General features: G+C 60.7%; 12 protein-coding genes. 4 read left to right on the forward strand and 8 right to left on the reverse strand.

Features of this window, described 5'->3' with window-relative positions; all coding sequences use genetic code 11:
• The first annotated feature begins 33 nt into the window (after positions 1-33).
• From PR017_RS10915 to PR017_RS10930, 4 genes are all read left to right on the forward strand, one after another.
• Positions 34-507 (forward strand): NUDIX hydrolase, encoded by a 474-nt coding sequence (locus PR017_RS10915; protein WP_111222549.1) that lies wholly within the window; start codon positions 34-36, stop codon positions 505-507.
• A 284-nt stretch (positions 508-791) separates the two neighbouring features.
• A complete protein-coding gene (locus PR017_RS10920) occupies positions 792-1,982 on the forward strand; it encodes an efflux RND transporter periplasmic adaptor subunit (RefSeq protein ID WP_111222548.1) in 1,191 nt (396 codons plus the stop codon).
• Between the two features lie 11 nt (positions 1,983-1,993).
• Positions 1,994-5,308 carry an efflux RND transporter permease subunit gene (locus PR017_RS10925; protein ID WP_111222547.1) on the forward strand — a complete coding sequence of 1,105 codons (3,315 nt, stop codon included), beginning with the start codon at positions 1,994-1,996 and terminating at the stop codon, positions 5,306-5,308.
• Positions 5,309-5,439: 131 nt separating this feature from the next.
• Positions 5,440-6,123, forward strand: coding sequence for a Crp/Fnr family transcriptional regulator (locus PR017_RS10930; protein ID WP_111222546.1), 684 nt, complete (start codon positions 5,440-5,442; stop codon positions 6,121-6,123).
• A gap of 3 nt (positions 6,124-6,126) precedes the next feature.
• Here the strand turns inward: PR017_RS10930 and ureG are convergent, their stop codons facing one another.
• The 8 genes from ureG to ureC all read right to left on the reverse strand — a co-directional run bounded on the left by ureG (position 6,127) and on the right by ureC (position 12,787).
• Complete coding sequence (gene ureG, locus PR017_RS10935) at positions 6,127-6,738, reverse strand: urease accessory protein UreG (RefSeq protein WP_111222545.1); 612 nt, start codon at positions 6,736-6,738, stop codon at positions 6,127-6,129.
• A 109-nt stretch (positions 6,739-6,847) separates the two neighbouring features.
• Positions 6,848-7,516: an urease accessory protein UreF gene (locus PR017_RS10940; protein ID WP_111222544.1), complete on the reverse strand. Its 669-nt coding sequence runs from the start codon at positions 7,514-7,516 to the stop codon at positions 6,848-6,850.
• Between the two features lie 5 nt (positions 7,517-7,521).
• Entirely contained in the window at positions 7,522-7,986 is a 465-nt protein-coding gene (gene ureE, locus PR017_RS10945; protein ID WP_111222543.1) for an urease accessory protein UreE, read from the reverse strand.
• 47 nt (positions 7,987-8,033) lie between these two features.
• Positions 8,034-8,924 carry a GGDEF domain-containing protein gene (locus tag PR017_RS10950; RefSeq protein ID WP_161959387.1) on the reverse strand — a complete coding sequence of 297 codons (891 nt, stop codon included), beginning with the start codon at positions 8,922-8,924 and terminating at the stop codon, positions 8,034-8,036.
• A 327-nt stretch (positions 8,925-9,251) separates the two neighbouring features.
• Positions 9,252-9,791: a peroxiredoxin gene (locus PR017_RS10955; protein WP_111222986.1), complete on the reverse strand. Its 540-nt coding sequence runs from the start codon at positions 9,789-9,791 to the stop codon at positions 9,252-9,254.
• 189 nt (positions 9,792-9,980) lie between these two features.
• Positions 9,981-10,265: a hypothetical protein gene (locus tag PR017_RS10960; RefSeq protein WP_111222541.1), complete on the reverse strand. Its 285-nt coding sequence runs from the start codon at positions 10,263-10,265 to the stop codon at positions 9,981-9,983.
• Between the two features lie 39 nt (positions 10,266-10,304).
• Positions 10,305-10,556, reverse strand: coding sequence for a hypothetical protein (locus PR017_RS10965; protein ID WP_111222540.1), 252 nt, complete (start codon positions 10,554-10,556; stop codon positions 10,305-10,307).
• Positions 10,557-11,074: 518 nt separating this feature from the next.
• Positions 11,075-12,787, reverse strand: coding sequence for an urease subunit alpha (gene ureC / locus PR017_RS10970; RefSeq protein WP_111222539.1), 1,713 nt, complete (start codon positions 12,785-12,787; stop codon positions 11,075-11,077).
• Positions 12,788-12,908: the final 121 nt, after the last annotated feature.

A 12,908-nucleotide genomic window follows, 5' to 3' on the forward strand; every position in this document is an offset into this window, starting at 1 on the left:
GTGCCCCGCTGAAGGCTCCAGGAGCGCGCTGCCATGGATGAGCCGACGGTGAAGCTGCAGACGGGCGGGCCTGCCCTGAAGCAGACCGCGCAGCCGCTGTTTGAGCAGGCGGGCGCGATATGCTATCGCCGGATTTCGCGCGAGGTGCTGCTGATCACCAGTCGTCGGAGCGGGCGATGGGGTATCCCCAAAGGCAATATAGAAGCTGGCGAGACAACCGCACAGGCGGCGGAACGTGAAGCGTTCGAGGAGGCCGGCATACGAGGCACATGCGCGCCCGAGATACTTGGAGCCTTCGCCTACCGCAAGGAGGGAGCAAGCGCGTCTTACCGTGTGTCGGTCCACCTTCTCGACGTCCGCCTTGCCGTTACGGAGTTTCCGGAGAAAGGTCAGCGCATAATGAGATGGGTGCCCTTTCCGGAGGCGATTGAAGCCGTGCATCAGCCCGGATTGAAAATGCTGCTCGGTGTCCTCGGAAAGACCAGTCTTTTCGGCGAAAATTCGTAGAACCGGAACAGCATCCGATGCCTTGAGGAAGTCCAACGGAGTGTCGTCACTTCCGATTCGGAAGGCGATCGCAGGAACTTTGAAACAAGGCGCTTTTAAAACTTATTTTTGCTAGTATTGAACTTCATGATCCGAAGCTCGGAACGGGTCGTAACCTCGGACACAGGTCTACGGCGTGCCTTCACAGGTGAGAGCGCTATTGTAGATGGCGAATAAACCGAGCATCGAGAACTGCCGCATTTTCCAAACGCCTGAACATTGATCGCAACATTCGAAAGAACAGTATGTTCCGCACGCCGCTCAAAGCCCAGACCGCCGCATTCCTGCTCTTGAGCTTGCTGCCCGCCTTTGCCGCACGCGCGGAGGAAACTGCTGTCGCGGCTCCCAAGCAGAACCTTCCGGCCATCGTCGTTACGCAGGCCGTGAAGCGCAACATGGTCGAAAAGATCGTCGCCACCGGAACGGTCAAGGCAGTCGAGGAAGTCTATATCCAGCCGCTCGTGGATGGCCTGCCGATCAAGACGTTGCATGCCGACGTCGGCGACAAGGTGACGGCCGACAGCACGCTGGCGACGCTGAGTGACGATGCGCTGGTGCTCCAGAAGGCCGAGACGCAGGCAACGCGCGCCAAGGGTCAGGCGACGCTTGCCCAGTTGCACGCCCAGCTGATCGAGGCGCAGGCCAACGACGCCCAGACCGAATTGCAGCGCGCACGCTCCGTCGCCATGGGTGAAAAGGGCACAGTCTCGGTATCCACCGTCGAGCAGGCAACGGCGTCTGCAGCAGCCAACAAGGCAAGGGTAACATCGGCCGAACAGGCGATCGCCGTCGAGGAGGCCGATCTCAAGGTGGTCGACAGCCAGATCGCCGACATCGACCTCAAGCTTGCCCGCACCGGCGTCAAGACGCCTGTCAGCGGTACCGTCGCGTCGCGCAATGCCCGCGTCGGCGCCATTGCCAACGGCTCCGGCGATCCGCTGTTCACCATCATCCGGGACAGCGCCCTCGAGTTGGTCACCGACGTCTCCGAGAGCGACATCATCAAGATCCAGGCGGGGCAGAAGGCCACCGTCTCGCTCTCCGGCGGTCGCGAAAAGCTGACCGGCTCGGTGCGCCTCGTTTCCCCGACCGTCGATGCCGTCACCCGGCTCGGCGCGGTCCACATTTATATCGACGACGGCAGCAAGGCACGCGCCGGCATGTACGGCAGCACCGAGATCGTCATCAACCAGACGGACGGCATTGCCTTGCCGCTGACGGCTGTCAACAACGAACCCCAGGGATCGTCCGCCCGCAGGGTCGAGAACGGGATCGTCAAGTTCGTCAGCGTTGAAACCGGCATCCAGGACGGCGCCTACATCCAGATCGTCAAGGGCCTGAATGCCGGCGACCAGGTGGTGGCCAAGGCGGGTGCCTACGTGCGCGACGGCGACCACATCACGCCGGTGCACGATATGCCCGCTGCAACGAACTGAACGAGGCTCAGATGAATTTCTCCGCCTGGTCCATCCGCAATCCCGTCGCACCGCTGCTGGCGTTCGTTCTGCTGCTGTTCGTCGGCGTGCAAGCTTTCAACAAGCTGCCGATCACCCGTTTTCCGAACATCGACGTGCCCGTCGTCAACATCACCGTCACCCAGAACGGCGCCTCTCCGGCCGAACTGGAAATGCAGGTGACCAAGGAGATCGAGGACGCCGTCGCCAGCATCAATGGCATCGACGAAATCCAATCGACGATCAATGACGGCGTTTCCCAGACGGTCGTGGTATTCCGTCTCGAAGTGCCGACCCAGCAGGCCGTCCAGGACACCAAGGACGCCGTCGACCGTATCCGCGGCAACCTGCCGGGCAACGTGGACGAACCGATCGTATCCAAGGTCGATGTCGAAGGCCAGGCGATCCAGACCTTTGCGGTCTCCTCTCCCAATATGACGCTCGAGGAACTCTCGTGGTTCGTCGACGACACCGTGAAGCGTTCGCTTCAGGGCCAGAAGGGCATCGGCCGCGTCGACCGATACGGCGGTGCGAACCGCGAGGTGCGGATCGAGCTCGATCCCGACAAGCTGAACGCCCATGGCATCACCGCGCTCAGCGTCAACCAGCAACTGCGCGGCACCAACATCGATCTCGGCTCAGGCCGTGGCCAAGTGGCCGGATCAGAGCAGGCAATCCGCGTGCTCGGCGATGCCCGCGACGTGGCCCAGCTTGCGGATACCACGATTGCGCTTTCAAACGGGCGCTTCGTCAAGCTGTCCGACCTCGGCGCGATCAAGGATACCTATGAGGAGCCGAAATCCTTCTCGCGCTTCAACAACAATCCGGTGGTCACGTTCGGCGTCTTCCGCGCCAAGGGTGCCAGCGAAGTCAGCGTCGCCAAGACCGTGTCCGAAAGCCTTGCCAAGGTCAGGACGGAAAACCCGAACGTCAGCATCGAGCTGATCGACGATTCGGTCTACTTCACCTTTGGCAACTACGAGGCGGCCATCGACACGTTGATGGAAGGCGCGCTGCTCGCCGTCATCGTCGTGTTCCTGTTCCTGAAGAACTGGCGCGCAACGCTGATCTCGGCCATCGCCCTCCCCCTGTCGGCCATTCCCACCTTCTGGATCATGGACCTGATGGGCTTCTCGCTCAATCTGGTGAGCTTCCTCGCACTGACGCTGGCGACCGGTATCCTCGTCGACGACGCCATCGTCGAGATCGAAAATATTGCCCGCCACATCAAGATGGGCAAGACACCATATCGTGCGGCTATCGAGGCGGCCGATGAAATTGGCCTGGCGGTCATTGCCACCACCTTCACCATCATCGCCGTGTTTGTGCCCGTCTCCTTCATGCCGGGGATCCCCGGCCAGTATTTCATCCAGTTCGGCCTCACCGTCGCCTTCTCCGTGTTCTTCTCGCTGCTGGTCGCCCGGCTCATCACGCCGATGATGGCGGCCTACCTGATGCGTGCCGAAGACGGCATGGACGATCATCACGACAATGACGGGCGCATGATGCGCGGCTACACGCGGATGATCCGGGTTACGACGCGCTGGCGCTACACGACGCTGCTGGCGGCCATCGCCTTCCTGATCGGGTCCGTCTATTTTCTCTTCCAGGTGCCGGGCAGCTTCCTGCCGCCGGACGATGCCTCGCGGATCGTGCTCTCCGTCGAACTGCCACCGAATGCCCGCCTCGACGACACCGACAAGGCAACCGACGCCGTCTACAAGCGGGTCAAGGACATCGCCGGCGTCGAAAGTGTCTTCGTGCTCGGCGGAGCGTCTCCGAAGGGCGACCTGGAACTGCGCCGCGCGACCGTGACGCTCGGGCTTTTCAAGCGCGACCAGTCGCTGGTAACGAGGCTGGTCAACGACGTCGTCGGCTCCATACCGGTTATCGGCCCGCATTTGCCAAAGGTAACACCAAAGGGCCGCGTCCGTCCGCAGTGGGATATCGAGAAGGAAGTCTTTGCCAAGCTGCGCGATATCCCGGATGTCCGGATCACCAAGCTGAACGACCGCGGCGAACGCGACCTGTCGTTCAACTTCCTATCACGCAGCGCAACCGATCTCAACGGCGCCATCGCCACGCTGGAATCGAAGCTGCGCGCCGATCCGCTTTTGGCAAACGTCAGCCCCGATGGCGCCTTGCCGCGTCCGGAACTGCAGATCCATCCGCGCAAGGACGAGGCTGCCCGGCTCGGCATCACGCCGCAGGCGATATCCGACACCTTGCGGGTAGCGACCATCGGTGACAGCGATTCGCTGCTTGCGAAGATCTCGCTCGACGACCGCCAGATTCCGATCCGCGTCCAGGCATCTCTCGACATGCGGCGCGATCTCGCCGCCATCCGCGCACTCAGGATCCAGACGGCAACCGGTGGCACAGTGCCGCTATCGACCGTGGCCGACATCGACTATTCCGAAGGCCTGAGCTCGATCAAGCGCAACAACCGTTACCGCGTCGTCTCCATCGGCGCCGACCTGCCGCAGGGGGTCGCGCTGAACAGTGCGTCAGACCGTTTCCGTCAGATTGTCGCCGACGCGAAAATTCCGGCAAGTGTCCATCTCGCCGAAAGCGGCGACGCGAAGGTACAGAACGAAATGCAGCAAGGCTTCATCAATGCCATGCTGCTCGGGCTGCTGCTGGTGCTTTCTGTGCTGATCCTGCTGTTCAAGGATGTCATCCAGCCCTTCACCATCCTGTTCTCGCTGCCGCTCGCCATCGGCGGCGTCGCAGCCGCGCTGATCGTCACCCACAACCCGCTGTCGATGCCGGTGCTGATCGGTATTCTCATGCTGATGGGCATCGTCACCAAAAACGCCATCCTGCTCGTCGATTTCGCCATTGAGATGATGCACAAGGGCATGCCCCGCGTCGAAGCCATGGTCGAAGCCGGACGCAAGCGCGCGCGGCCGATCATCATGACCTCGATTGCCATGTCGGCCGGCATGCTGCCCTCGGCGTTGGGCGTCGGCGAAGGCGGCTCGTTCCGCGCACCGATGGCGATTGCCGTCATCGGCGGCATCATCGTCTCGACCGTGCTGAGCCTGATCGTCGTCCCGTCCTTCTTCCTGATCATGGACGATCTGTCGCGCCTGCTCGGCTGGATCTTCGGACGGCTGGTTGGTCGCAGGGACGCCGATGACGTGGTCGTTACCCAGGAAAGCCTCGCAGCTGACATGGCGGCGAACCGGGCGGAACTCACCGATCTGGAGCGGCGTTTCGAGCGGCTGGAGCAGAAGGATCGCTCCCACCGGGCGGGCGACGATAAACGGAATATCCTGAACTTACCGCCTCACGCCGCTGAATAATGTGCGATAGTGACAGGCTGCTGCGAAAGCAGCCGTGATGACTGGCCGACAAGGGCATCCTTGATCCAGGTCAAGTTGGCGACACCCACGGGTGGCTATGATGAACATGATATTGTTGGAGGGCTTCGTGCATGAGCAGTCTGCTGCCGATGGGCGAGCGGGAGAAGTCGCTTCTCCGAACAATGCCGTTTATCAGTTCACTGATCGGAGAGGCCTCGGACCAGATGGTCGAGAGCGCCTCCGGCGTCCACTGTGAAGCGCGCGATATCATATTCCGCCAAGACGAACCGTCTGACTTCTTCTACTGTGTGCTGAGCGGCTATGTTCGCCTCTACCGCCTGAATAGGGACGGCAGGGAGGCGGATATCCGTCTATGCGGCCCCGAAGACACATTTGCAGAGTGCGTGCTCTATGCGGAAGGCGGCTACCGCTACAATGCGCAGGCGACCGACACGACGCTCCTCTGCCGGTTCGAGACGCGCTCTGTGCGGCGTCTTGCAGAGCGGTATGGCGCGATCGACAAGGCGATGGTGGGCGTTATCTCGGGCCACTTTCTCGAAAGCATGGATTGCATCGCCAATGATAGGCTGCAGACCGCCCCGCAGAGGGTCGCCAACTACCTCCTTAATGCCTGTGAAGGCAGTGTAGAAACCGCACAGCTCCGCCTGCCTTTCCCGAAAAGCCTGCTTGCCGGGAAACTCGGCCTGGCGCCGGAAGCCTTGTCGCGGGCGTTCTCGACACTGCGGGGCTCCGGCGTAACGGTCCACGGCCGCCTGATCGAGATCAGCGACCCGGAGGCGCTCAGAAACGTCTGAGCCTCAAAGGCCACCGTGGAGCTTGAGGAAATCAACGATCGTACCGACGCCGTCGCCGCGCTTCATGTCGGCGAACACAAAGGGCAGATCGGCCCGCATGCGGGTCGCGTCCCGGCCCATGACCTCGAGATCGGCACCGACATGCGGCGCAAGGTCCTTCTTGTTGATGACCAGCATGTCCGATTTCGTGATGCCGGGCCCACCCTTGCGCGGGATTTCCTCCCCCTGGCAGACCGAGATCACATAGATGGTGATGTCGGCAAGATCCGGCGAAAATGTTGCGGCGAGGTTGTCGCCACCGGATTCAATGAAGACGATGTCGAGATCCGGAATTCGAGCATTCAGCCCGGCTATCGCCTGAAGGTTGATTGTCGCATCCTCGCGGATGGCGGTGTGCGGACAACCGCCGGTCTCGACGCCGACAATTCGATCCGACGGCAGCGCCTGCATCCGCACCAGCGCCTCGGCATCTTCCGTCGTGTAGATGTCGTTGGTGACGACGGCGACGGAATACTCGTCGCGCAGCGCCTTGCACAGCTTCTCAGTCAGCGCCGTCTTGCCGGAGCCAACAGGACCGCCGATACCGACGCGCAAGGGACCGTTTCTGGATTTCATGGTTCGAACTCCGATAAAACAACAGGATAGTGAAACGCGACGATGGCGGATAGAGGCAAATGACGTAGTCGCGGCCCGCCCCGCCGGGATGGAAGTGGCCGAGCAGCGATCACGACCGGAACAGCCTCACTCGTTGCGTCTCATGCCTGAGCGCGACGATGTCCGCCTGGACAGCGGCCGAACCAAGATCGTCCAGGGTGGAGGATGCTGCTTTTCCAGCGGTAGTCGCAACCAGCGTTTCAAGCCCTGCAAGCACCCCGACGCCGTCGCTCTGGCCACAGACACTCAGCCGGATGGACGCCGAAACGCCCTGCGACACGAACGCGTGCAGGTAGGCAGCAATCGCCTCCCCGGCTCCGATCCCATGAGCTGCTGCCACCGCGCCGACGGCAACGGGATAGGCAAGCTTTTCTGGAACAGACACCGGCATCTGCGGCCATGCGCCGGCAGTCGCCAGGAAAGCTTCCCCCAGTAGCATTGTTTCCTGATGCCGCTCCCGCGAACCGGCCAAAGCTTCTGCGAGTTCGGCGCAGGCAGCAAGCCGCTCGGGATCAGATGCCGAAGTATGCGCCTCCGCCATCAACACCGCATCGTTCCAGACAGCGCCATGGGTAAGGACCGAGGACAACCATGCATCGAGATCCCGGGCATTGGTCACCAGTCCGTCATGCACCGCTTTTTCGAGGCCTCCGGAATAAGCAAACGAACCAATCGGGAAGGCCGGCGACAGCCAGGCCATCAGCCGTAGCGAGGCGATTGTTTCACTCACGTCACCCATGACGGTCAGTCGTGTGCCGGATGGCCGTGGCCGTGACCATGCGAATGGTAGGCGCCTCGCGCCGGCTGGAAAGGCTCGGTGACATCGGCAACATCAGCACCCAGGCCTTCGAGCATCGAGCGAATGACGTGATCGCGCAGGATGAGGATACGGTCCTCCTCGATCTGTGCCGGCAGATGCCGGTTACCGAGGTGCCAGGCGAGCTCGATCAGATGCAGCCGGTTACGCGGCTTGATCTCGAACAGCTTTTCGGGCGCAGCAACGATCTCGATGAGTTCGCCGTCCTCGCGCACCAGAAGATCACCGTGGGCCAGCAGAACCGCTTCCTTGAGGTCGAGCATGACCATGTCGCCGCTCTCCAGATGCAGAAGCTTGCGGCGCAAATGGCGCAGATCATGCGGCAGGACGACCTTTTCGATCGGATGGGAAGATGGGGTGCCAGCCGGAAGATAGGAGGTGATGCGTTGCATGGAAGGTTCCGTTTCTGTGAAGCGTGACCATGCAAAATAGTCATCGTCTATGCAACAGGAATGCGACCGCGACGTTTGGTTTCCCAGGCGCCAAACCCGCGCTGGGGCATCGCGGCGAGGAAAGTCATGTCAGCCTCAGGCAGACTGGAACAGTGCACAGCGTTCTGAGATTGGTCGTTTTCATGCACGACCCGGTTCCGGCCCAGCGCTTTTGCCAGATAAAGCGCGTTGTCGGCAGCTGCATAGACAGCCTCCGGGCTGCGTCCAGTGGTGAAGTCGGCAATGCCGGCCGAGATGGTGACTGCAATTCCGCCAGATTCGATCAGGATGCTGGTGTTGCAGACTATTGCCTTCGCCGCCTCGATCCGCGCGATACGATCCGCGACGCTGCCTCCTGACAACAAGACACCGAACTCCTCCCCGCCGAGACGACCGACCACGGCCTGCTCGCTGAAAATTGTCGACAGGACCCCTGAGATGGCGACGATCACCGCGTCGCCGGCTGCATGGCCAAAGCGGTCGTTGACGGACTTGAAGCGATCGACATCGAAGATGACCAGTGACGCTTCGGTATCCGCACCCGCCATGAATTCGGCAAAGGCGCGGCGGTTGAATAATCCTGAAAGAGTGTCGGTGCGACTTAAGCGCTCGAACTCGGCGCGCGAAACCGAAATTTCGTGGATGGAGTAGCCCGTCAGCATCGCAAGAATGGCGGACACCGTTCCCCCGATCAGCCAGGAAAGCATGATGCCGAGCCGGATGGAGTCAGCCAGCGGCAGGGTCACGATCCCGAGCCACGACATGACCGGCAAGGCCGTCACGACCACCATGAGAGAAAGGAGAACCGACAGAAAACTCGCCTTTAAGGCGAAGATATAGATCGTTCGGCGTTGATGAAAGTTACCGAGCTCGACCTGTAGCGGTATCCATTTAGACATGCGAACCGCCCTCCCAACCCCCGGAACACCCGCATTTGGGATAGCCGCCGTTCTCATTCCAGAGGGTTAAGGAAATCGATAAAATGCGACGTATGGAGAAGTTGTGAACGATGAAATAACAAACCATAAGCAATTGATTACAATCGTCTAATTTAGATAGCTTCGTTGTGGTCGACAACGGGAATGCGTAACGAAATCGCTGCCGGATTTCTGTCTCTATACGGCACGCAATCGTATCAAAACCAGGCAGGGGCGTTCCCGCTGCCACGGCGACGCTAACAAATTGAGCCCCGAAATCGGGGCTCAACCAATGCCGCACTTTTGGTGTTAGGCAGCGACCTGGAGCGACTTCAGGTTCTCCAGGATATTCTGCGGCGAGGATATCCCGTAGGGATCGTTCTCGGCGTTGTCCGAATAGCCCTCTTCTTCAAACCACTGCTCGACGACGCCGTCGTTGATGACGGCAGCGTAGCGCCAGGAGCGCATGCCGAAGCCGACATTGTCCTTGCAGACGAGCATGCCCATCTTGCGGGTGAATTCGCCGGAACCGTCTGGAATGAGCTTGATATTGACGAGGTTCTGCGACTTGCCCCAAGCATTCATGACGAAGGCGTCGTTGACCGAGATACAGTAGATATCGTCGATGCCCGCGGCCTTGAACTCACCGTACAGCTTTTCGAAATCAGGGAGCTGGAAGGTCGAGCAGGTCGGTGTGAACGCACCCGGCAGTGAAAACACGATGACGCGCTTGCCGGCGAAATAGTCGGCCGATGTCATGTCCTGCCAGCGGAAGGGGTTGGAGCCACCAACAGATTCATCGCGAACGCGGGTGCGGAAGGTGACGGAGGGTACTTTTTTCCCGATCATCATAATCATGTCTCCTTGGAAGGATGGGTCAGCAGCAAGTCTTGGGAGAAAATCTACTGGCCCGATTGAATACCCTTCCGTAGCGAAGAAATTGCGGCAGTGCAGCATAAAAATGGGCGTCCACCGGCCCGCACGACAGTCATGCGGGAAGCGCATGGCATGCTTGTCAATGGATAGGCTGTGACGGCTTCAGGACGTCTGGAGCGACTGCCATTCCCTTAGATCGTCCGTCTGAATCCAGATCGTATCGTCCTCGCCGGCGCGGCCATGCTCCAGCTTGAAGGCTGCAACCTCGAGAAACAGGGACTGATATTCAAGCAACCGCGAAAGGGACGCATCCGCAGGCTCGGCGACATCCTCGAGCGCCTCGTGGGTGACAATTACCAGCCAGTTCTGGCTTTCGTCGCACACCGAGATATGGCCGTTCTCATCCGACAGAAAGGGTGGGAAACCGTCCCTCATCGACAGCGTCATGACTTCTCCTCCCTCTTGGCCGGCAGTTCCCGGGTACTATTATTGGCGATTGGGTTTGCCGCCCGCGCCGTGCAGCTTGATATCGCCATTGTCGGGGAAGAACTGTGGACCGACCACACGCACCACCCTGCTAGGACGGACTTCGTCGCTGGACACGCTCGTGTCGGCCTGGCCTGTCGTCGGCCGCTCCAGTACAGCACTGCCGCCCGCGGAAGCCCCGTAAACGCCGACAGAGGTTACAGCCGCGAGAAGCCCCAGGATGATGACGGTTGTTTTCGGAAAAGTTTTCATGTGAACCTCGCCAGGGTTGGTGTGTTGCTGGCGAAATGGTTGAGCGCTCCATAAGTTCCCGCGAAGAGCGACTTAAGCGAGAGACAGCCAGGCGCATGCGGAAATACTTAGCGAAGCAGCCGAAATTCGCGTCGTTATTGCACTGTCCACCCAGCCCCGCCCGCGTTTGCAATCGTCAACCCACGCATTTTGCATAGCTGCAGTGAAATATGAAGGTATTGTGACAAGGCTCCACGGGGCGTACACGCGGCCTCCTCGGAACAAAAGTACACGCAAATCACATGCTCAACATCAAAACTTTTTTAAGCGCCAAGATAGTCAGGCGCGCGATCTGTCGTGCAAACGTCGTTGGCAGACGCCGTCGACGCGCTGAACTGCTGGCGAAGAACGCCGTGCATCCATCGATGTTCGGAGACAGCCTCGGCTGATAGCGGCACGCGTCCGCCTGCCGATACGCTTTCGTTGAAAATCAAGGCCCGCCAGCATTTGCGATGCTGGCGGGCCGATTTGTTTGTAGCCTAGAACAGGAAGTAGCGCTGCGCCATCGGCAGCACCGTCGCCGGCTCGCAGGTGAGAAGCTCGCCGTCCGCCCGCACCTCGTAGGTTTCCGGATCGACCTCGATATGCGGCAACAGGTCGTTGTGGATCATCGATGCCTTGGAGATGCCGCCGCGGGTGTTCTTGACTGCAACAAGCTTCTTGGCGACACCCAGCCTGTCCTGAAGTCCGGCATCCAGCGACGCCTGCGACACGAATGTCACCGAGGAATTCGTCAGGCTCTTGCCGAAGGCGCCGAACATCGGTCGGTAGTGGACCGGCTGCGGGGTCGGGATCGAGGCATTCGGATCGCCCATCGGAGCAGCCGCAATCGTGCCGCCGATGATGACCATGTCCGGCTTGACGCCGAAAAACGCCGGGCTCCACATGACGAGATCGGCGCGCTTGCCGACTTCGATAGAGCCGATCTCGTGGCTCAACCCCTGCGCAATCGCCGGATTGATGGTATATTTGGCAATGTAGCGCTTGACCCTGAAATTGTCGTTTTCGCCGATTTCCTGCGCCAGCCTGCCGCGCTGGCGCTTCATCTTGTCGGCTGTCTGCCAGGTGCGGATGGCCACCTCCCCGACGCGACCCATGGCCTGGCTGTCCGAAGAGATGATCGAAAAGGCGCCGATGTCGTGCAGGATATCTTCCGCCGCAATGGTTTCCTTGCGGATGCGGCTCTCGGCAAAGGCAATGTCTTCCGGGATCGACGACGACAGGTGATGGCAGACCATCAGCATGTCGAGGTGCTCGGCAATCGTGTTGACCGTGTAGGGCCGCGTCGGGTTCGTCGACGACGGAATGACATTCGGCTGGCCGCAGATCTTGATGATGTCTGGCGCATGCCCGCCACCCGCACCCTCGGTATGGAAGGCGTGGATCGTCCGGCCCTTGATCGATCCGATGGTATCCTCGACAAAGCCGCTTTCGTTCAGCGTGTCCGTGTGGATCATCACCTGCACGTCGTACTCGTCGGCAACCGTCAGGCAGCAGTCGATGGCCGCCGGCGTCGTACCCCAGTCTTCGTGCAGCTTCAGCGCACAGGCGCCGCCCAGCACCATTTCCTCGAGCGCGCCCGGCAGCGAGGCATTGCCCTTGCCGGCAAAGGCGAGGTTCATCGGAAACGCGTCGGCAGCCTCGATCATCCGCGCGATATGCCAGGGACCGGGCGTGCAGGTGGTGGCGAGCGTGCCGTGCGCCGGGCCGGTACCGCCGCCCAGCATGCAGGTGATGCCGGACATCAGCGCTTCTTCGATCTGCTGCGGCGCGATGAAGTGGATGTGGCTGTCCATGCCGCCGGCGGTGATGATCTTGCCTTCGGCGGCAATCGCCTCCGTGCCCGGTCCGACAATGATGTTGACGCCAGGCTGCATGTCGGGATTACCGGCCTTGCCGATGGCCACGATGCGTCCATCCTTAAGGCCGATATCTGCCTTGACGATGCCCCAGGTGTCGATGATCAGCGCATTGGTGATGACCGTATCGACGGCACCGTCGGCGCGCGTCACCTGGCTCTGCCCCATGCCGTCGCGGATGACTTTGCCACCGCCGAACTTCACCTCTTCGCCATAGGTGGTGAAATCCTTCTCGACCTCGATGAACAGTTCGGTGTCGGCAAGCCGCACCTTGTCGCCGGTGGTCGGCCCGAACATGTTGGCATAGGCGGCGCGGGAGATCTTGTAGGCCATCGTCTTTTTACCTCTGGAGCTCGGATAGTTGCGTGTCTCTGGCTTATGCTTTGTCTAGGTCGTCGCTGTCGGTCGATGTGTTACCGTGCCATCCGGGGAACGAATCCGGGATATCGGCGGC

Source organism: Rhizobium tumorigenes (genome assembly GCF_003240565.2).
In the GTDB taxonomy this organism is placed as follows: domain Bacteria; phylum Pseudomonadota; class Alphaproteobacteria; order Rhizobiales; family Rhizobiaceae; genus Rhizobium; species Rhizobium tumorigenes.